Origin of the sequence: Rhodococcus jostii NBRC 16295 (assembly GCF_001894825.1) — a bacterium.
GTDB classification, from domain to species: domain Bacteria; phylum Actinomycetota; class Actinomycetes; order Mycobacteriales; family Mycobacteriaceae; genus Rhodococcus_F; species Rhodococcus_F jostii.
In genome coordinates, this window is record NZ_BCWY01000069.1 from 15,445 (window position 1) to 34,414 (window position 18,970).

The 18,970-nt window shown below is 63.9% G+C and carries 18 protein-coding genes and 1 pseudogene; 15 read left to right on the forward strand and 4 right to left on the reverse strand.

Features of this window, described 5'->3' with window-relative positions:
- Positions 1-9 precede the first annotated feature (9 nt).
- Together RJ1_RS32390 and RJ1_RS49400 are read left to right on the forward strand one after the other, a co-directional pair.
- Entirely contained in the window at positions 10-1,677 is a 1,668-nt protein-coding gene (locus RJ1_RS32390) for an AMP-binding protein (protein ID WP_073366574.1), read from the forward strand.
- A gap of 74 nt (positions 1,678-1,751) precedes the next feature.
- Positions 1,752-1,956, forward strand: a pseudogene (locus RJ1_RS49400) (2Fe-2S iron-sulfur cluster-binding protein); the annotation flags it as partial.
- On the opposite strand, the gene RJ1_RS48680 reads toward RJ1_RS49400, so the two are convergent.
- Positions 1,957-3,000, reverse strand: a complete 1,044-nt coding sequence (locus tag RJ1_RS48680; protein ID WP_275887641.1) for a LuxR C-terminal-related transcriptional regulator — start codon at positions 2,998-3,000, stop codon at positions 1,957-1,959.
- 154 nt (positions 3,001-3,154) lie between these two features.
- The gene (locus RJ1_RS32405) at positions 3,155-4,294 is read right to left on the reverse strand and encodes a helix-turn-helix transcriptional regulator (protein WP_073366576.1); all 1,140 of its coding nucleotides are present in this window, start codon (positions 4,292-4,294) and stop codon (positions 3,155-3,157) included.
- Positions 4,295-4,570: 276 nt separating this feature from the next.
- On the opposite strand from RJ1_RS32405, the gene RJ1_RS32410 reads away from it, so the two are divergent.
- The 4 genes from RJ1_RS32410 (at position 4,571) to RJ1_RS32425 (ending at position 8,309) form a co-directional block, all read left to right on the forward strand.
- Positions 4,571-5,551 (forward strand): quinone oxidoreductase family protein, encoded by a 981-nt coding sequence (locus RJ1_RS32410; RefSeq protein ID WP_073366577.1) that lies wholly within the window; start codon positions 4,571-4,573, stop codon positions 5,549-5,551.
- Positions 5,552-5,607: 56 nt separating this feature from the next.
- Positions 5,608-6,138, forward strand: coding sequence for a MarR family winged helix-turn-helix transcriptional regulator (locus tag RJ1_RS32415; RefSeq protein ID WP_073366578.1), 531 nt, complete (start codon positions 5,608-5,610; stop codon positions 6,136-6,138).
- Positions 6,139-6,330: 192 nt separating this feature from the next.
- Positions 6,331-7,485 carry an acyl-CoA dehydrogenase family protein gene (locus tag RJ1_RS32420; RefSeq protein WP_073366579.1) on the forward strand — a complete coding sequence of 385 codons (1,155 nt, stop codon included), beginning with the start codon at positions 6,331-6,333 and terminating at the stop codon, positions 7,483-7,485.
- Positions 7,486-7,511: 26 nt separating this feature from the next.
- Positions 7,512-8,309: an SDR family NAD(P)-dependent oxidoreductase gene (locus RJ1_RS32425; RefSeq protein ID WP_073366580.1), complete on the forward strand. Its 798-nt coding sequence runs from the start codon at positions 7,512-7,514 to the stop codon at positions 8,307-8,309.
- Positions 8,310-8,382: 73 nt separating this feature from the next.
- On the opposite strand, the gene RJ1_RS32430 is transcribed toward RJ1_RS32425, so the two are convergent.
- Together RJ1_RS32430 and RJ1_RS32435 are read right to left on the reverse strand one after the other, a co-directional pair.
- Positions 8,383-9,444 carry a DODA-type extradiol aromatic ring-opening family dioxygenase gene (locus tag RJ1_RS32430; RefSeq protein ID WP_073366581.1) on the reverse strand — a complete coding sequence of 354 codons (1,062 nt, stop codon included), beginning with the start codon at positions 9,442-9,444 and terminating at the stop codon, positions 8,383-8,385.
- Between the two features lie 121 nt (positions 9,445-9,565).
- A complete protein-coding gene (locus tag RJ1_RS32435; RefSeq protein ID WP_240319794.1) occupies positions 9,566-10,372 on the reverse strand; it encodes an IclR family transcriptional regulator in 807 nt (268 codons plus the stop codon).
- 234 nt (positions 10,373-10,606) lie between these two features.
- On the opposite strand from RJ1_RS32435, the gene RJ1_RS32440 reads away from it, so the two are divergent.
- From RJ1_RS32440 to RJ1_RS32480, 9 genes are all read left to right on the forward strand, one after another.
- The gene (locus tag RJ1_RS32440; RefSeq protein ID WP_073366607.1) at positions 10,607-11,671 is read left to right on the forward strand and encodes an amidohydrolase family protein; all 1,065 of its coding nucleotides are present in this window, start codon (positions 10,607-10,609) and stop codon (positions 11,669-11,671) included.
- Positions 11,658-12,641, forward strand: a complete 984-nt coding sequence (locus RJ1_RS32445; protein WP_073366583.1) for an alpha/beta fold hydrolase — start codon at positions 11,658-11,660, stop codon at positions 12,639-12,641. The genes RJ1_RS32440 and RJ1_RS32445 overlap by 14 nt, the downstream gene beginning before the upstream one ends.
- A 140-nt stretch (positions 12,642-12,781) precedes the next feature.
- Complete coding sequence (locus RJ1_RS32450) at positions 12,782-13,969, forward strand: MFS transporter (RefSeq protein ID WP_073366584.1); 1,188 nt, start codon at positions 12,782-12,784, stop codon at positions 13,967-13,969.
- Between the two features lie 311 nt (positions 13,970-14,280).
- Positions 14,281-15,477, forward strand: a complete 1,197-nt coding sequence (locus RJ1_RS32455; protein WP_073366585.1) for an NAD(P)/FAD-dependent oxidoreductase — start codon at positions 14,281-14,283, stop codon at positions 15,475-15,477.
- A 12-nt stretch (positions 15,478-15,489) separates the two neighbouring features.
- Positions 15,490-15,768, forward strand: a complete 279-nt coding sequence (locus RJ1_RS32460) for a hypothetical protein (RefSeq protein ID WP_073366586.1) — start codon at positions 15,490-15,492, stop codon at positions 15,766-15,768.
- Between the two features lie 46 nt (positions 15,769-15,814).
- Positions 15,815-17,128, forward strand: coding sequence for an aromatic ring-hydroxylating oxygenase subunit alpha (locus RJ1_RS32465; RefSeq protein WP_073366587.1), 1,314 nt, complete (start codon positions 15,815-15,817; stop codon positions 17,126-17,128).
- Between the two features lie 60 nt (positions 17,129-17,188).
- Positions 17,189-17,692, forward strand: a complete 504-nt coding sequence (locus tag RJ1_RS32470) for an aromatic-ring-hydroxylating dioxygenase subunit beta (protein ID WP_073366588.1) — start codon at positions 17,189-17,191, stop codon at positions 17,690-17,692.
- Positions 17,693-17,780: 88 nt separating this feature from the next.
- Positions 17,781-18,104: a non-heme iron oxygenase ferredoxin subunit gene (locus RJ1_RS32475; RefSeq protein ID WP_073366589.1), complete on the forward strand. Its 324-nt coding sequence runs from the start codon at positions 17,781-17,783 to the stop codon at positions 18,102-18,104.
- A 45-nt stretch (positions 18,105-18,149) separates the two neighbouring features.
- Positions 18,150-18,932 carry an SDR family NAD(P)-dependent oxidoreductase gene (locus RJ1_RS32480; RefSeq protein WP_073366590.1) on the forward strand — a complete coding sequence of 261 codons (783 nt, stop codon included), beginning with the start codon at positions 18,150-18,152 and terminating at the stop codon, positions 18,930-18,932.
- Positions 18,933-18,970: the final 38 nt, after the last annotated feature.

Here is an 18,970-nt window from a genome sequence, read left to right on the forward strand (position 1 = left end):
GATCCGCACATGGATGTCATGGAACACGCGGGAGCCATTCTCCCCGAGGACCGCTACAGTGCGAGCACCCTCGAGGCGTTCCGATCGAACGGGTATTGGCGCGACGAGAGCCTGGCCGAACATGTGGATCGATGGGCGACGATCGACCCGGACTTCGTCGCTGTCACCGACGGCTACGGAGCGCTCACCCGCGGTGAGCTTCGGGCGCAGGCATACCGTCTCGCGGCCTCATTGAAAAAGCTGGGAATCGAGCAGGGTGACCGCGTCCAGGTGCAGTTGCCGAACTGGAACGAATTCGTCGTCATCTATGTGGCGCTCGCCAGGATCGGCGCCGTACTCGTGCCGACGATGCCGGTGTATCGGCACGACGAGGTGCGGTACGTTCTGGAGCACTCGGGCGCCAAGATCTCTTTCGTCACAGAGGAATTCCGAAAGTTCCGCTACACCGACATGCTGACCGAGGTCCGCGCGGAGGTTCCCGGGCTCGCGCACGTCGTCGTCGTGCGCGGAAAAGCGGGGGTCGATGAGATCGCGTTCGATTCACTGATCGCCGGCGACGACGTCCCCGGTGACGAAGAACTCGGGCCACCGCCGTCTGCCGATGCGGCCCACGCCATCATCTACACCTCAGGAACGGAGTCTCGACCGAAGGGCTGTCAGCACACCTTCAACACGCTCTCCTTCACCGCCTACGGACTGGGTGGGCAGGTGATGGGCCTGAATCCGGACGACGTCATGTTCATGCCCTCACCCGTCACGCACGCGACCGGACTCGCTGTGGGCGTTGCGACACCGCTGATCCTCGGCAGCGGAATCCATCTCCTCGACGTGTGGGAGCCGAGCGAGGGCCTCCGGCGTATCGCGGAATTCAAGACGACGGTGAGCATGGCCGCGACGCCATTCCTCCAGATGGCACTCGGGGCCATCGATGCCGGCACCGACCACGACGTCAGCTCGATGCGACTCTGGGTCAGTGCCGGCGCACCCATTCCGGAAGCACTACTGCGGGCGTGGAAGAAGGCACTCCCCCAATGCGTCCTTCTCCCCGTATACGGCAGCAGCGAGGGATTGCTGGTGACCGCGGTGCGCTCGGACGACCCCATCGAGAAGGTACTTTCCTCCGACGGACGGGCCTTCGACGGGGTCCATCTCGAGATCCGCGACGAGGAAGGCACCGCCGCGACGACCGGCGAGGAAGGCCAGATCTTCTACGGAGGGCCGGGAATCTTCCTCGGCTACTGGCGCGATCCCGCGCGTACGGCTGCATCGGTCGACGATCGAGGCTTCCTCTCCTCGGGCGATCTGGGGCGCGTCGACTCAGAGGGGTATCTGCGGGTCACAGGACGGATCAAAGACCTGATCATCCGCGGCGGCATGAACATCTCAGCGCGTGAGGTGGAAGAACACCTCCTGGCGCATCCAGCGATAGCCGGCGCGGCCGCGGTATCCATGCCGGATCCCCGCCTAGGCGAGAAGGTGTGCGCCTTCATCGTTGTGAACGGTCCGGCGCCGACGTTGGACGAGCTCGCAGACTTCCTCCGGAACGAGCGGAAGGCCATGATGCAGAAGATTCCCGAGAAGGTGGTCGTCGTCGATCAGCTTCCCACCACCGCCACCGGAAAAATCCAGAAGTTCTTGCTCCGCCAGGAGGCCGCCGAACTCGCCGGAAAAGAGTAGGACCACCCGGACCTGCCGAGTGCCCGCGAAACAGGGGCTGCGCAACGATATTGCGCAGCTCCTGTTCCTGTTCGGTGCCGGCCGAATGCGGGGGAAAGTTGCTCGTGCGCAACGTGTCACGTCCTCCTCGACGAGGACTCCACGGAGCTGTTCGACGAGGAGCGTGACCCACTCGAATACCTCGAAGGGGTACAACCACACTCACGCCTGGCGTGCCAGTTGATCGTCAACGGCCGGTGCGACGGTGTCCGGGTCGTCGTACCGGACACCAGTGGTTGATCAAGTGATGCGGCGGGACGAGGCGTCGGACTTGGCCATCTCCAGGTACCGATAGATCGCCTCGGACCGGTTCATCGCTCCCAGCTTTCGCAGGATCTTCTTGACATGCGATTTCACCGTGAAGACGCTGATCACCAGTACATCCGCGATCTCCGTGTTGGATTTGCCCGCCGCAAGGAGATGGAAGACTTCGCGCTCCCGCCCGGTGAGTTCTTCCAGACCCGGTGCGTTGCACGTGGAGGACAGGGGCGCAGGTGACAACGACGCGGCACCCTCGACACGTGGCTTCCCGAAGGCGACATCTGTATGCGACAGCCCTTCCGCCTCGAGACTTTCCTGTTGCAGGCGTTCGACGATCAGCCGCTTCTGCTCGGTCAGTCGTTCGGACACGATCGCTCGTTCGAAGAGAGTCCCGAAGCTGGCGGCGAAGGCTTCAAGCAGGTCCCGTTCGGCGACTGTCGGCTTTCTGCCGTCGGGGCGACCGGCGTGAATCAAGCCGATGACCCCAGTAGAGACGGCGATGGGGGCTACGGCATACCCTTCGGTACCGAAAAACGACGCACCTGCGATGGCTGTGGGATTCCCCGGAGAAGCATGCGGATTCGGCAACACGAGGACTGCGGTGCGCGTCTGGACGGCTTGTTCCTCCGGCGATCCGGGCGCTATCCGGGTGGTAGCGAGTGAACCGACTTCGGGCACAGCGCCCCTCTCGAACTGCGTCTCCACGACGGTCCAGGCATTACCGCGGACCTCCGAGAGCAGCACACGACCGAGGCCGGTCATCGCGGCGGCCTCGGCGCACACACTCCTGGACAACCCGGCCACTGTTTCGGCACCGCGAAGACGTCGAATTGCACCGGCGAACTCGGCGGCGCAGACGACGGCAGACGAGGACGGTGCTGCGTGCAGACGTTGGCGGACATCTCGGATCTCGACGAGGAGCCTCCCGAAGGACAACCTTCTGTCCGCGGCGATCGTCGGCAGTCCACGGAGCCCGGCTTCCGTGGCCTCGTCGAGCATGGCGAGCACGAGGCCCGGTGACATCTTGCGAGTCTCGCTCGGAGCCTCGGGTCCGAGACCGAAGTCGTGGCGCAAGCGACCGAGTAGCGACAAAGCCGTCTTCATGGCTTCGCTGTCGCCTCTCGATCGTGCAGCGCTCTGTACCGGGGATTGGCCACTGTTCACGGCGTCGTGTCCGTCATCGTCGGTTCTGGTGGGAATAGAGCACTGCCGCCGCCGCCCGGGTCGGCACACGCAGCTTCTTGAGGATGTGCTTGACGTGCGACTTCACGGTCCCCTCTGAGATGACGAGTGTTTGCGCGATCTGACTATTGGTGGCTCCGGTGGCGACATGAGAAAGGATCTCGCGTTCACGGAACGTCAAAACTGCATCGACCTCCACTGCGGATACTTCGTCGATGGTGCGCCGAGGGAGGTGAGGATGCTCATTCAATCGGGGACGCAGGCCCAGATCCGCCTTCTGGATACGCTCGAGCAGTATGTCGGTGGCGTCGAAGGAAGCAGCGAGCCGGGACCGCTGCGCGCTGATCCGTTCCCGCAGCACCGCCTGCTCGTATACGAGAGCGAAGAATGTCGCGAACGCGTCCAGTCGGTCGCGATCGTCCGGATCGAGTGGATCCCGCACGCCGGGACGGTCAGCGTGAATGAGGCCGATTACCCTGCCCCTGGAGACAATGGGTGCGGCGACATAGCTCGAAGAGCCTGATGCGAGCACGATTTCCTTCAACGTCCGTTCGTCTCGAGCGGGCGCCGAGACCAGGGCGGGCACCCGTCTGCGTACGAGTTCGGTCTCCAGCCGCGCCTCGGACAACGGAAACTCCGCGGAATCCACGAAGTCCGAAAAATCCATCGGCGACCCATCGAATTCCGGCTCGACGTGAAGTCTCTGTGGTTGCCACAGTGACCCGCTGATCGCCGAGATCATGGCACGCGCGAACGGGAGCGCGGAGCAGATTGCCCCCGGTGCCGACTGGACGATGTCATCGGACGCGAGATCACGGAGTCCGGCGGCGGCATCGTGAACAGAACGCAATTCGGCGGCACGACGGATCGCCGCGCTTTCGGCGCGCTGCTCCTGGAGTTCTTCGATCCGGACCAGGAGGAAACACGCTTCCTCGATGTTGGACTCGGGCAGTAGTCCTTCGGTCAGCGCGAATCCGAGTTGATGTCGCGTGGCGGCAAGCGCTCCGTACACGGTGTTCGGGCAGGATGCCCGGAAATCCGAACCGAGGATCTTCGCGGCGACGCTCATGTACTCGAGCGCGTTGTCGAGAAGATCCTCATCCCGCACTTCGACTGACTGCTCTGTCCGAATCATTGCGCTCCGTAGTTCGGTCGCCTCACGACGTTGCTGACGCCACGAGGCAGACGATCCCACCGACATCCATTGTATGTGACTGGCATCACTAAACACGAATCATTCGCCGGGAGCAAGTCGCGACCGGGGCGAGCCGCGCACGGCAAACTGCCACCAACCATGTTGGAGGAGTGGTAATTCCGGATATCGGCTCAATGAACGCGCAGAAGATCGTCGACCTGGCGTTCGACGCTGCAACAATGCTACCATTTTAAAGGTACGACCGAAAGGATTGCTGTGGACGCCGTAGTTTTGCGCGAATTCGGGGAGCCTGATGTCTTACGGTTGGAGTCGGCCCCTGATCCGGTCGCGACCCCCGGTTGGGTCACCGTCCGCCTGAAGGCCGCCGCGCTCAACTGGCACGACGTCCTTGTCCGCCAGGGCAAGTACTCGTCACCACTGCCGCACGTTCTCGGCGCGGACGGCGCCGGTATCCGGACGGACACGGGCGAGGAGGTTCTCGTCCTCCCGTCACTGTGGTGGGGCGATCGAGAGGCGGCACCGAGCGCGCAGTGGGAGATCCTCGGTGACCACCAGCGCGGCACCTACGCCGAGTTCGTACGAGTTCCCGCAGACTGCGTCGCCCCGAAACCCCGTGGACTCAGCTGGGAGCAGGCCGCTGCGCTGCCTCTCGTCGGCCTCACGACCTACCGCGCCCTGTTCACTCGCGGTCGTCTCCGCGCCGGCGAGAATCTCCTGGTCCTGGGCGCCGGCGGCGGTGTCGCGACGATGGCCGTGATGCTGGCAGCCGCCGTGGGCGCGCACGTCACAGTGACGTCCTCGTCGACCGCCAAGATCGCGCAGGCACGAGAACTCGGCGCGGCGGACGGCGTGCTCTACACGGAACCCGACTGGCCGCACGCCGCACGCCACCTCTCCCCCGACGGGCAGGGATACGACCTCGTCCTGGATTCGGTGGGGACCTGGCAACAGTCCATCGAGGCCCTGCGGCCGGGCGGCCGACTGGTCGTGCTCGGCGCATCGCGCAGCGATCTCGCCACCCTCGACGTCCGCCCGTTCTACTTCGGCCAGTACGAACTGATCGGCACCACGATGGGCAGCCCGCAGGACTTCACGGGACTTCTGAAACTTCTCGATGCGAATGCCGTCCCCCCGGTCCCCATCAGCGCGGTATTCCCACTCGCCGAGGCGGCCGACGCGCACAAACACCTCGAGCAGGGAAGCGGGTTCGGCAAGATCGTTCTCTCACACGGCTGAGAGCGGTGTCTATCATCGACCGCGACAGCGGTTCGGTGACGACGAGAGGACACGCAGTGGCGAGTGACCTGCCCACGCCTGCCGACGACGGTCGCCGCGACGTGATCGACTGGATGCGGACCGAATGGGCGGAGCGCCGGGATTCGGCCGAACTGGAGTTCGTCACCACCATGGCATTGCTGCGTACACACCAGTGGGTCGTCCGCGCCATGGACCAGGAACTGCGCTCACTCCGTCTCTCGCGCAATGCCTATCTCATTCTGACTTCGCTCCAACTGTCCGAGGGACATGCTCGGACGCTCGGCAAATTGAGCAAGTACCTCATGGTTCATCCCACCACCGTGTCGATGGCGGTCGACCAACTCGTGAAGGCCGGACTCGTCGAACGCCGCGCCCATACGACGGATCGCCGGACCGTTCTCGCGACTCTGACCCCGGCCGGCACGACCGTCGTCGAGGAAGCGAACGATCGCCTCGCAGCGGTGCGCTTCGGCTTGGCCTCGGTCGACACCGAGACTCTGGAATCCCTTATCGCCCAACTGCAACTCGTGCGCGGTGCCGTCGGCGACGTCGAGACCGGGCTCTGACGCAGACGTTCGCGCAGCACGGATGAGGGCGTAGAACTGGTCCGGCACCTCTTGCCCCGGACACTTTGACGCCCTACTATTCAAATCTAGAATACTTCTCACGGTGCGAGGAACGGCCCGTCCGGCGTCCCCACGCACGACAACGCTCCCTCGCCGTGACCACTCCACCGATTCACACAGGAGCACACTCCGATGGTTTCATTCGCGTTCACCGACGAACAGGAAGAGTTCCGGAAGACACTGGCGGCGTTCAGTGATCGCGTCCTCCTCCCGGGCTACCGCGACCGAGCGGCATCAACCGAATTCCCCTTCGACATCATGAAGAGACTCGGCGACCTGGATCTGCTCGGCATCGGCCTGCCCGAGCAGTACGGAGGCACGGGCACCGAAGACCCCGTCCTCCTCGGGATCGCGACCGAGACTCTGGCTTACGGCGACGTGAACATGGCGTCGGCGCCCGTCCAGATCGGGCTTGTCGCATCCCAACTGGCTCTGTGCCGGGACGAGATCCAAGACCGGTACCTTCCGCAATTGATTCGCGGCGAGCAGACCATCGCTATCGCGCTGACGGAACCCGGATCGGGGTCCGACGCAAGTGCCCTGACTACCACCGCAACAGCAGTAGAGGGCGGCTGGCAACTCAACGGCGAGAAGACTGCAATCTCGTGGGCGATGAATGCCACCGCTGCGCTCGTCTATGCGCGCGAGCCGGGATCGAGTCGTGCGCGAGGCGTCAGTTGCTTCGTCGTGCCGCTCGACGCGGAAGGCGTCAGCATCAGCCATATGCCCGGCATGGGATGCCTACCGCTGGGCTGGGGAAGCGTTCACCTGTCGGATGTCTTCATTCCCGAATCCCACCTCGTCGGTGAGCTCGGCAAGGGCTTCCACTCGGTCATGGACCACTTCGACTTCAGCCGCGCTGCCCTCGGTCTCCTGTGCCTCGGAGCCGCAAAGCAGAGCCTGGAGGAAGCAGCGGCGTACGCCCAGCAGCGGGAGACATTTGGGCAGCCACTGTCCGAGCACCAGGGTCTCGCATTCCAATTCGCCGAGCACGCCACCTATCTGGAAGGCGCACGCTGGATCTGCTACCGGGCGCTGTGGTTACGTGAGACCGCTCAGCCACACACGGCGTTGGCGTCGATGAGCAAGTGGTGGCCGCCAGTCGTGGCCAAGAACGCGATCGAGTTCGCGATGCGAGTGCACGGAAACCTCGGCTACTCCACGGAATCTCCCCTGCAGCAGCGCTACCGCGATGTCACCGCCTATCTCGTCGCGGACGGCACTGCAGAGATCCAGAAGCGCATCATTGCGAAGGACATCTTCGCTCGCGGCACAGTTTCCCTCTGACATCGCCCCCTGAACGGAGTACACAAATGGGTACGCATGAAATCGCGCCCCCGAAGGAACTGAAGGAAAGCAGCGCACTGGTCGTGGGCGGCACGGCCGGGATCGGTCTCGCGACCGCGGTCGGCCTCGCCCGGGCCGGCGCTCCGCGGATCGTGATCGTCGGACGAGGAGAGGAACGCGGAGAAGCTGCACGAGAGCATGTTTCGTCCGTCAATTCATCGTGCGACGTGACCTTCCTTTCCGCCGATGCAACCACCGTCGAGGGCGTCGCGTACATCGCGTCCGAGGCCGAGCGGATCCTGAGCGGCGTGGACGTCCTCGTCTCCACGACGGCCGCAGACACACGGCCGGAGCTCTTCGCGGACATTCCCATTACCGACATCGCACGAATTCTGAACCAGCTTGCGCTGCCGTGCATGTACCTCGCGAGCGAAATCGTCCCCCACATGACGGCACGGAAGGGCGGTGTGATCATCAACGTCGCCTCCGATGCCGCCAAGACGGCGACGCCAGGCGAATCGGTGATCGGAGCAGCGAAGGCGGCGATCGTCATGTTCACTCGCACCCTCGCCATCGAAGCGAAACGAAGCGGAATCCGCGCCAACGTCCTGACTCCCTCGCTCGTCATCGGGACCGGGTCGACCGAACGGATCACCTCCGACGGATTCAGTTCGAAACTGTTCGCCAAGGCAGCACAGCAGGCGCATCTCGGTGTTCCCGAATCCGAGGACTTGGCCGCTCTGGCCGTCTTCCTCGCTTCACCGGCAGCGCGTCGGCTGACCGGACAGGCGATCAGCGTGAACGGGGGTATCTCGGCGGCGTGAGCCCCCGCTCCATCCAGGGAGCACGGTAGTGGCGGGTGGTTCGAGAACCACCCGCCGCTACCGCTGCACTACGCTATGCATAGATCGCAAATGCCTTGTTGGAATTGAAGACGTCAGTAACCACCAGGTCGGACCATTCCCGACGCAGGCCGAGTTCCTCGACCGCACCGAGCATGCAGAACCAGTTCAGGATCTCGTGCTGGCCTGCATCGACGACTTCTGCGCTGGTGTATCTGCGCATCATTGCGTAATCGTCGTCGAGCAGCGCCTTGTAAATTCGCATGTCAGCTTCGGTATCGGGACGCATATGCCACAGCTTGTCCGCCAAGAAGGCGTGGGACCAGCTCGAGGAGGCGACGAACGCCACCCTGAGATCGCGGTCGCGGAAATGCTGCGCGACGGCTCGACCCACTTGGAAACACCGGGCCGGTGTCGGGCCCGCGGGGTCGAGGACCTCCGATTCGATGGCGGCGAATCTAGCCAATCCACCCTTCCGCGCGATCGCGTGCTGCCCATAGCAATTGACGGTCATCGGGATGAAGGGGTACGACATCTCCGCGCCGGCGTTCGCGTAGTCGAGGAACAATTGCGTGTTGAGGATGGCGTGTGGAAAGTGTGCGCCGGCACGTTTCTTGTACGAGTAGGCCATGTCGAATCCGCGCTCGATCAGGCCGTCGGTGAGTTGCCTTGCTCCCGACGCGTCACCACGCATGACGATCTCGAAATCGTCCGGTTTGTCCCAGAAGTTCGGGCTGCCTCTTTCGTTCATGACCTCGAAGGCCGGCACCTCGAGGTCACCGTAGGCGAGCACACAGAACGGTGGCACCACCTCCTCGCGGAAATTCTCGTACTGGTCGTCGCCCCACACCACGACGACATCGGGAGCGAACTCGTCGACTGCTTCACGCACCCGCGTCAAATTCGTCACCAGCTCCGCGCGGTGTGCTGCCGCGGCTGCCGTTCCACCGTCGTCGGACCACTCGGAGCGCATCCGGTCCGGCCAATGGGCCGGGTCCTTCTCCTCGACCGGGATGTCCGGGTCGGTGAGGGTCCATCGCAACAGGCCTGCCATATGCTCGTCGGTTCCCGCCAGCAGCGGGTAATGGGTCATGCCGAGAGCGAGGAAGTCTCCCATTGGCCGTCCTTTCTGAGGTGACGCCTCGGGCGCCGTCACACGCGCCGGGCGGATCGCTCCCCCATCGTGTGACGTGCCGGTGCCGCACGCACAGCCAAGTTCCACTGCCCGGAACGCGGCGTCAGTCGTCGAACGGAAAGAGCTCTCCTCTGCCCTGGGACAGCATCTGGTTGGTGTCGCGGCTGATGCGGTGGGCGGTCAGTTTGACCGCGTTGATCACCGGCTCGGAGACTTGCTTCGACGAGTCGAACTGAACGGCGACCGCACCCATCGGCCGGCCTTTGATCAGGACGGGCGCGGCAATGTTGCCCAGGCCGAGAACCACACCATCCTTCTGGACAGCGGCTCCCGACACCCGTATGCGCTTCAATTCGTCGTGAATCTGCATCGGATCCGTCACGGACTTGAGCGTCAGACCGACGAGAGTGCCCGCGAGCAGTTCGGTGAGCTCGTCCTCGGGGAGGTAGGCCATCATCGCCCGGCCCATCGCAGACAGGTGCGCGGGGATCCGCGTACCCACCTCACCTATGGGCCGGGCGTGATCCACGGCGAAGAGCGCCTGCAGCACGACGACCTCGTTGCCCCTGAGGACGCCGAAGTGCACCGATTCCTTCGACCACGCCTGCAACTGGGCCAGGTGTGGCAACGCGACCTCGCGCATTCCGTCCACCGGCATGGAGGAAACCAGCTGCAACAGACGGATACCGAGTCGGTAACCCGCACCGTGTTCCTCGATCACATCCAGCTCACCCAACCGCTGCAGCAATCTGTGGACCGTCGACTTGGGTAAGCCGGTCTTACGGCTGATCTGTGTCAGGGTCAGAACCCGATCTCGCTCGTTGAACGCCCCGATGACCAGGAACGCCTTCGCCAGGATGGAGGGAGGCGCACTCTCCGCGCCACCGACGTCGTGTTTGTCATCTGCCATGTGCATCATCCGGGCCTCCGCACTCTCCGCTCCGCCGACCCAGCGGGAAACCAACTGTAACGGCGGTCACAACGCGCACGTATTCAGGGTACGGGTTTCACCGACCGGTTCCAGCCCCTGGAACAGCTGCGGCGGCCACCGTGCGAGGGCCTCTAACGTTCCCCAGATCCGGCTTACCCGACGACGTGGGCGAGCCGACGGAACTGAAGCGGATGCGTGCGAAAGGAGACCCTCGTGGTTCCACCCGGCACCATCGATGTGCATGCGCACTACTTCCCCCGTGACGCCCCTCCCGTCGAGGTCATCGCAGGTTTTCCGCGAGCACCTCGGTTGGTGGTCGACTCTCCTGCGGAGGGACGGCTGGTCCGCGGATCCGAAGCCTTCCGTACCGTCCGGCGCGCCCTCTGGGATGTGCAGGAGCGCTTGGAGGACATGGATCGGGCGGGCGTCGGAGTTCAGGCGATTTCTCCCGTGCCGGTCACATTGGAATACGGTGCTCCGGCAGCACCGTTTGCCGCCTACTGCCGATGGATGAACGAGTCCGTCGCCCGTGCGGTCGACGCCGCTGACGGCAGGCTCGTCGGAATCGGAACCGCCCCCGTCGCATCACCCCGTGAGTGCCTGCCCGAACTACGTTATCTGTCCGAAGTTTTGGGGCTTCGCGGCGTCGAGATCGGCACGCGGATCAACCGAATGGAGTTGGACGACCCGGCGCTGAGGTACTTCTTCGACGCCGTCGACAGCCTCGGGCTCGCGGTACTTGTTCACCCGGTCGACGGCGGTGGCGGCGCAGTGCGGCGTTCCGGGTTCACCTACGACTTCGGACTCGGAATGCCCTCCGACACTGCGTTGGCGGCCACTGCCCTCGTCTTCGGCGGGGTTCTGGATCACCATCCAGGACTACGGGTGGCCACGGTCCACGGCTGCGGAACCTTCCCGTGGGCATATCCGAGACTTCGCCTCGGCGCCCAGCTTGCCGCCACACACCTCCCGGACGAGCTGAATCGGACCGTGTCGCGGCTCTACGCAGACACCCTGGTGTTCGATCCGGCGCACCTGCCGACTCTGGTGCATCGCTTCGGTCCGAACAGGGTCCTCCTCGGCAGCGACCACCCGTTCATCCCGGGCCAACCCGAAGAGGGAATCGCGGACTTGGCCTCTATGGCAGCGCATTTGCCGCCCGGAACCGTACCGAAAATCCTCCGTGAAAATGCACTCGAATTCCTCGGACTGTCATCCGGTGCGCTCGTCACCGCTCACTTCTCACCGACAAAGGAAGACCACCATGGCACTCACTGATGAAAATCTCGTCGACGTTCCCGGCATGGCCAGCCGATGGGTACGCCTGGCGAACGGCGCCCGCGCGCACTACATGACTGCCGGCACCTCCGGCCCCGCGGTGATCCTGCTGCACGGCGGTTTGCCCGGCTCGTCAGGTCTCGCGGGGTGGCGTTTCATGGCCCCCTATCTCGGCGACAACGGTTTTCGCGTCTACTGTCCCGACATGCCCGGCTTCGGACTGTCCGACACAAGGGAAGAATATTGGCCGGACGGCATGGAGTCCTTCGTCGACTTCATCGACCAGTTCGCCACCGCACTGTGCCTCGACGAGTTCCACCTCGCAGGGAATTCCATGGGCTGCATGAACACGGTCAACTACACGGTTGCACACCCCGACAAGGTCAAGAGCTTCGTTCTGATCGCGGGCGATGTCGGCGACGTGGTCCCGGAACACTTGACACCACCAGCGGGCGAGTTCCGTCTCACGGCGTACGACGGCACACGTGAGGGCATGCGCACCATGATGGAGGCGATCATCCACCGCGGCGAGGCCATCAGTGAAGATCTGATCGACATGCGTTACCTCTCTGCGAAGGACCGGATGGATGCGCACGCGAAGTTCTGGCCGAGTCTCCTTCAGTACCGTCGAATCACGGACTGGACGAACGAGAATCGTGCCGCCCGCCTGGTCACCAATGGGCGCCTCGACCGGTTGAGCACCCCCGGGCTCTACCTCTACGGTCGCCAGGACATCCTGACGCCGGTCGAGTGGGGGTACGTCCAGGAGGACCACCTGCCCAATGTCCAGTTCTTCTACCCCGACGAGTGTGGCCACCAGGGTCAGACCGACCGGCCCGACCTATTCAACCCGGTCTTTCTGGAATTCTTCCGGGACGGCACGGTCTCCGGTGAGCTCGCAGACGCCGCTGGTGTCTCCGATCGCCGCCCCGAACTCCCACTGATCAACCGTTCCCTGGTTTCTGCCTGAATCTCCGGCGACAACCGTTGGCCGACTCCGGGGTCCACGATCCGGCGTCGGCCATCGGTTGTTTCGTCCGCGAACCGAGGAAGTGTCCGATGGCTCGACCGCAGACTGTGCCGACCGAAATATCACCCACTGTTCCGGCAATGTCGGTGCGAACCGGTCGTCGTGACCGGACCTGGTTCTCGATCTGCGCGGCAATGTTCGTGGTCGCGTGGGGTGGCAATCAGTTCACTCCACTGCTGACCATGTACCGGACGGAACGCGGATTCAGCGAACTCGCCGTGAACACACTGCTGTTCGCGTATGTCGTCGGTCTGATCCCCTCGCTCTTGCTCGCGCATCGGCTGGCGGCCCGTTGGGGCACCCGGGGTCCCCTCGTTCTCGCCGTACCCCTCAGTGCACTGGGCTCGATCCTGGTCGCGGCCGGGTCACACAACCCTGCGCTGATGTTCGCGGGGCGTATGTCGACCGGTGTGGCGCTGGGGATCGGGATGGTGGTCGGCGGGCTGGCGCTCGACTCATTGTCGACCACATCCGGCCGTGCTCCACGCGCATCGGCAATGAGCCTGACCAGCGGATTCGCGGTGGGTGCGGGTGCTGCGGGCGCACTCGCCCAGTGGGCTCCCGCACCGACCACCGCGCCCTTCGTGCTGCACGTGGTGCTCTGCGCAGGTGGTGCCGTACTGATCACGCAATCCATGACCAGTACTGCGTGCACACGGTCAGACCCGTCGGAGGGGAACCGAACACCACTTCCGAGAGCATTCCATCTCCTGGTGATACCCGCCGCACCGTGGATCTTCGGTGCCCTGGGCATCGCTTACGCGGTCCTCCCGCCCATCGTGGCGGCTGAGCTGGCAGGCTTCGATTCAGCATTCTCCGGACTGCTGTGTCTGCTGAGTTTGGGACTGGGCTTCGTCGCGCAACGTCTCGTCGGGCGCACGCCGAGACGATCGGGTCCGACACGTGCGATCGGACTTACGCTGTTCGTGGTCGGCACGCTCGCCGCCGCCGTCGCTGCCAGAACCGCGTCTGTCTGGCTGGTCGCGGTCGCGGCATCCGTGCTGGGGATCGGATACGGATTGACGTTGGTCGGGTGCTTGCGTGACTGCGAGCGATCAGCCCCGCCCGGCCGGCTCGGGACGATGACCGGCCGGGTCTACTGCCTGGGCTATCTCGGGTTCGGACTACCGACCGCGATCGCATGGCTGCACAGTTCATTCGCGATCGGCACGACGACATCGTTGTTGTGGGTCGCCGCTGCGGCTGTCGCGACCAACGTTGCAGGTGCTGTCATTCTCGGCATCACACGAAGAACGCATGCGGGCTAAAGCATCTCGCCAAATCAATTGATTTTGCTCTAGCCGGCATCCTCGTGTGCTCGCACCGCAACGGGCTCAGTTTCACTCTCCTGCAGGGAGTCCCCTTGGTCGAGTCGCAGTACTCTAAACTCCTTTCCAGCGCACGGTCTCTGTGACCGTGCCTGCGACAGCCGAACCTAGGTGAGATGCAGGTCACTGCCGTTGGGGTGTTCCAGTGAACGGAACTCCGGCCGGGCACTGCGCGACGGGGCGCCGTGTGCGCAGTTCCAGCGGTCGGAACTACGCACCACCCGGGCGTGCGACGTGGCTACGTTTCGACTATGTCCTTCCTGATCGTCGGTGCCTCGGTTGCAGGCACTCGAACAGCAATCGCTTTGCGGCAGCGCGGCTTCGCCGGGCACATAGCGCTCCTGGAGAGCGAAGAGCACTGGCCGTACGACAAACCCCCTCTGTCCAAGGACCTCCTGGCCGACGGACCTGATCCGGACGTTCCGCGACTTCTCACACCGGAACTCGCAGCAGAGCTCGACCTCGACGTCCGGTTGGGTGTGCGCGCCACCGGTCTGGACCCGGCGCGGCGGGTGCTGGTCACCCACACCGGTGAGGAGTTCTCGTACGAGCGGATGGTGATCGCTACCGGAGCTCATGCGCGCGCCCTGCCGGTTCCGTCCGGCTTGGCGGGGGTTCACACGCTGCGAACGCTCGACGACGCGACGGCCCTGCGTGAAGCTCTCGCCGGCAGGCCGCGCGTGGCCGTGGTGGGCGCCGGATTCATCGGCGCCGAATTCGCCTCCGCGGCACGAGGGCGTGGCCTCGACGTCACCCTGATCGAGGCACTCGAGGTCCCGATGAGCCAGGTGCTCGGCGACGAAGTCGGACGCGAGATCTCCTCGATCCACACACTTCACGGCGCCGGGCTCGTCACCGGAGCACGGGTCGAGCGCTTCCTCGGCAGCGAGCAGGTCGAGGGCGTCGTCCTCGCCGACGGAACGGAGGTACCTGCCGACGTCGTCGTCGTCGGCGTCGGCGCAGTACCGAACACGCACTGGCTCGCGGACAGTGGGCTTCCCATCGACGGTGGAGTGCACTGCGGCGACCGCTTCGAGGTCGACGGGTTCCCGTCGATCTTCGCCATAGGCGACCTCGCCCTGCGTCGACATCCGCTGTTGGGTGTCACTGCCCGGATCGAGCACTGGACAAATGCCGGCGAACAAGCCGACGCTGTCGCCGCGATCGTGACCGGTGCAGAGCCCCCCTCTCCCCAGCTTCCGTACGTCTGGTCGGACCAGTACGGCGCCCGGATCCAGCTAGTCGGGAGGCCCTCGCTCGGCGAACTCGCCCATCGCGAGGGGTCGATCGCGGAGGGCCGCTTCCGCGCCGTCTACACCGACGAGAACCACAAACCGATCGCCCAGGTCAGCGTCAACGATGCCCGAGCAGTAGCCGCGTTTCGCAAGAACCACCGTCGCGGCGGGAGTCTCGTGGACCTCGTCGGCGAACAGACACCCGCCCGATAAAGGAAGGCACCCATGCGTCAGATCCAGCATTTCAAGGACGGTCCCGACAAGATCCTTCATATCGAGACCGAGGGCTGCAAGATCAACGTGATCATCGGGACCCACGACCTGAGCAACGAGTTCTTCACGACCGTCGAGATCCTGCCCGCCGAACCTGACGACGACGGACGAAACTGGATGGCAATCGGTCCCACGGCCGTGCTGGTCGTCCCGGCCACCGACTCCGATCCCGACAGTTGGCTCTTCCGGGACCTCGCCACGACCAATCCCAGCGTCGCCGACCACCACTAATGCACGCCGCCGGCGCGGCCCGCACTCATCAGAACGGATCATCCCCATGACCGCAGAGCAATTCATCATCGACGACCGCGACAACAACCTCTTCCGGGTCAACCGTGAAGCCTTCACTTCCGAGGACGTGCTGCAGCGCGAGCGAAAAGAGATCTTCGGTAGGACGTGGCTCTACGTCGGACACGAATCCGAAATTCCCGGCAAGAACGACTTCCAGACCCGGGATGTCGGCGGCCGACCGGTGATCTTCAACCGCGACCGCCATGGTGATGTGCGGGTGCTGCTCAACACCTGCCTGCACAGGGGGTCGTCCGTCTGTCGGCACAGTTCAGGCAACGCCAAGATCTTCACCTGCTTCTACCACGGCTGGGCGTACCGAAACTCGGGCGAGTTGGTCAACGTGCCAGGTAACGAGGACTACAAGAGCGAGCCGGCAGCGGTGTACAAGGGTCTGCAGTCCCCGGCACAGGTGGACAGCTACCGCGGGCTCTACTTCGTGAACTTCGATCCCGACGCGCCAGATCTGCTGACGTTCCTCGGCGAAGCTCGCTACTTCATCGATCTGGCAGCCGATCAGTCCCCCGAAGGCGTCGCCATCCTGGAGGGAACTCACAAGTACTCGCTGAAGGCCAACTGGAAGCTCCTCGTCGAGAACAGCATCGACGGATATCACGCCAAATCCGTCCACCACACCTACTTCGAAATGATGATGGAACTGGGTGCCACACCCCCGATGCTGGGTAAGGAAACCGTCAACGGTGTGGCGCCGGCCGGCATGGGCACCGAATTCCCGAACGGGCATGCCACATTGATGTATCCGGCCAACGGACTCCCGCTGGCGACCGACAGTGTCAAGCAGACCCTCGCCAACCTTCGAGCACAGGCCGAGCAGGCCTTCGGTGAGAACTACGCCACCGCGATGTTCGGCCTCGCACGAAACTCGGTGTTCTTCCCCACTCTCATCCTGATCGATCTCAGCTTCGGATTGACGCTGCGCACATTCTACCCGGTGAGCCCATCGGAAACCCTTGTCACCGGCTGGCAGATCATCCCCAAGGGTGTCGACGAGGAGTTCGTCAAATACCGCATCAACAATGCACTCACCTTCTGGGGACCGGCGGGGCTCGCGACACCAGACGATGTCGAGGCTCTCGAACAGGCCCAGAAGGGGTTCGGTGCACGGGGCGAAGTCGGCTGGTCCGACGTGTCGAAAGGTATGGGCAAGCCCGTCCCCGCAGCAAACGACGAGCTGCAGATGCGCTCGTGGTGGCGAGAATGGAACAGGCGAATCACCGGACAGCAACTCCCCACCGAGGGCACGTCGTTCGTTCCCTTCGACAAGCAGGGCGTCGATGCCTGACCTCTCTCGATCACGCCGAATCATCCACAACGCCGCCAGTCACCTCAGAAAGGCATCCCTATGACTTCCGTGTCAGAGGCACCATCCATCACCACTCGTAGCGCGATCGAGGAATTCCTGTTCCACGAAGCCGGCCTGATCGATCAATGGCGCCTCGAGGAGTGGCTCGACCTGTTCACCCTCGACTGCACGTACGAAGTGCCCGCCACGGATCGGCCGGACGCAGACCCCGGTCTCACGTGGTCGCTCATCCACGACGGTCGCACCATGCTCGAACAGAGGGTGATTCGTCTCAAGAAGCCGGAGGCGCATGCCGAGTTTCCCCACTCTCAGACCAGTCGGATCGTCGGCAACGTGCGGATCCTTGCAGAGATCGACGAATCGGTCTCCGTCACTGCGAATTTCATCATCAACCGCGCAAAGGCTGGCAAGTTCGACACCTACGTAGGCCGATACGACTACGAACTCATACCCCGGAACTCGTCGTTCCTGATCCGTCGCAAACGAGCCGTCCTGGCTCACGACATGCTCGATCCCCAGGGCAAGATCAGCTTCATCATCTGAACGCCTCCACGATCCACAATTCGCACCGCCGGCGAATAGGCGATCCCCGCATCCGCGCTTGACGAGAGGGCCGACCATGGCACCAGAAATGTCCACCGAAGCACTGACCTTCGCGTGCAACGAGAAGGATCTGGCTGACGGTGAAAACCTTCGGTTGGAGGCGGAAGGTGGGATCGCCGTGTATCGCGTCGACGGCGAATTCTACGCCACATCCGACTCCTGTAGTCACGAGAAGTGGTCGCTCGGCGAGGAGGGCGAACTAGAGGGGCACGAGGTGCTCTGCACGCTCCACATGGCCCGGTTCGACGTCCGCACCGGAGCACCCTTGTGCTTTCCCGCGGTTATCGCACTGAAGAAGTACCGAACCGTCGTAACCGACGGCCGGGTGTACATAGCGCCGAACAACGACTGAGCACCCTCGCGTCCAGCGCATTCCAGCGGAAGGTAGTACCACCACATGAACAGGTTCAAAGGCCGGACCGCGGTTGTCACCGGCGCCGGCAGCGGCATCGGCCGCGCCATCGCCGTGCGACTGGCGGACGAGGGTGCCGATCTCGTCCTCGGAGACCTCAGCGCGGACGCAGTAGAGGCCGTGGCCGAACACCTTCGGCCCGGCAACGCGGCGTCGGTGACCACGGTCGTCGGAGACCTCTCGCAACGAGAGGGCGCCGCCGACCTCATCCGACGGACGGTCACCGAGCGCGGCGCGGTTGATGTACTGGTGAACTGCGCGGGTGGAGGCGTCATCCGTCCGACGTTCGACCACACCGAGGAAACGTTGCGGGCCACCATCGACCGCAACCTCTGGACGACCCTGTACACCACCCTCGAAGCACTACCCCACATGGTGGACGCCGGATACGGCCGGATCGTTCACATAGGCGCCGAATCCGTACGCAACGGGCTGTACCGGCACGCGATCTACAACGCTGCCAAGGGCGGAGTCCATGCATTCGGAACCGGGCTCGCGCGTGAGTTCGCGGATTCCGGAATCACCGTGAACACGGTCGCTCCGGCGTGGATCGAGACCCCGGAGGCCGCGGCCACATTGGCGTCCGCAGCCCCCGAAGTGAAAGACGACATGGCGGTCTTCGGCGCCCAGATGCGCAACCTCATCCCGATGAATCGTCCAGGAACGGTCGAAGAGGTCGCCGCCGCAGTCGCCTTCGTCGCCTCGGAAGAGGCCTCCTACGTGACGGGTCAGGTAATCAGCGTGAACGGCGGAAGTTCGATGCTCTGACCACGGTTTGTCCGGTGTACGAAACGATTTCGCAACTC